Raw genomic sequence first — 952 nt, 5'->3', positions numbered from 1 at the left:
TTTTTTGACATAGCTCTTTTAATTTTTGCTTAAATGATGGAAATCAAATTCAGACAAGCTTCTTTAGAGGATTTGCCGACTTTATATAAATTTGAACAGGCAATCATCGCTGCAGAGCGCCCTTTTGATCCAACCTTAAAGCCGGATCCAATTAATTATTATGATTTGAGAGAGATGATTCAATCCAGGAATACGGAGGTTATAGTGGGAGTATTTAAAGATGAAATTATTTGTTCGGCCTATGTTAGTCTTAATGATTCTAAGTCTTATTTGAAGCATGAAAAATATGCTTATCTGGGATTTATGTATGTTAAGCCTGAATTCCGAGGGAAAGGAATTAATCAAAAAATTATGGGGGAACTAAAAGAATGGGCCTTAGTTAAAGGGGTAAATGAGGTACGTTTAGATGTTTATAACGACAATAACTCTGCCATCCGAGCCTATGAGAAAGCAGGTTTTAATAAACATTTAATAGAGATGCGTATGAAAATAGAGGGGATTTGAAATTGATAAATTTAACTAATATATAATGGGATCGGATGGTACAATAGGAAAGACGGAGGATTTTTTAAGAAATGTGAAGAATTAACCTGTTTTTCTATTTCTTGTTGAGTTGGGGCTTTAAATTAGGTTATATTTTTTAGAGTGAGGATATGAGAAAAGCCTATTTGAAAGTAAGTAATTCTTTAGGTTAGGAAGTGTTTTGGTCGGTTTTTCTCTAATCATTAACCTTCTAGTTAAATCATTTTTGACAAGCTTTAAGAGAAATATTGAGAAAAAATTTCAAAGCCTTATGGGACTATCTCCTAAGGAGTATTTTACAATAATTAAGATTTGAAGGGCTGCAGACCAGATCGTTTATGTTTCAGGAGCAAATAATTTGACCCAATTAGCTTTAAATTATGGGTTCTATGATCAATCACATTTTATAAAATCATTTAGGCGACTAGCT

General features: G+C 32.5%; 1 protein-coding gene. It reads left to right on the top strand.

Annotated features, from left to right (window positions below):
• Nucleotides 1-33: 33 nt before the first annotated feature.
• Nucleotides 34-504 carry a GNAT family N-acetyltransferase gene (locus E1171_RS00695; RefSeq protein ID WP_155203112.1) on the top strand — a complete coding sequence of 157 codons (471 nt, stop codon included), beginning with the start codon at nt 34-36 and terminating at the stop codon, nt 502-504.
• Nucleotides 505-952 lie beyond the last annotated feature (448 nt).

Origin of the sequence: Xanthovirga aplysinae (genome assembly GCF_009711365.1) — a bacterium.
Taxonomy (GTDB): Bacteria; Bacteroidota; Bacteroidia; order Cytophagales; family Cyclobacteriaceae; genus Xanthovirga; species Xanthovirga aplysinae.
The sequence above is the reverse complement of the archived record's forward strand: the minus strand, read 5'-3'. Positions and strand labels throughout refer to the sequence as shown.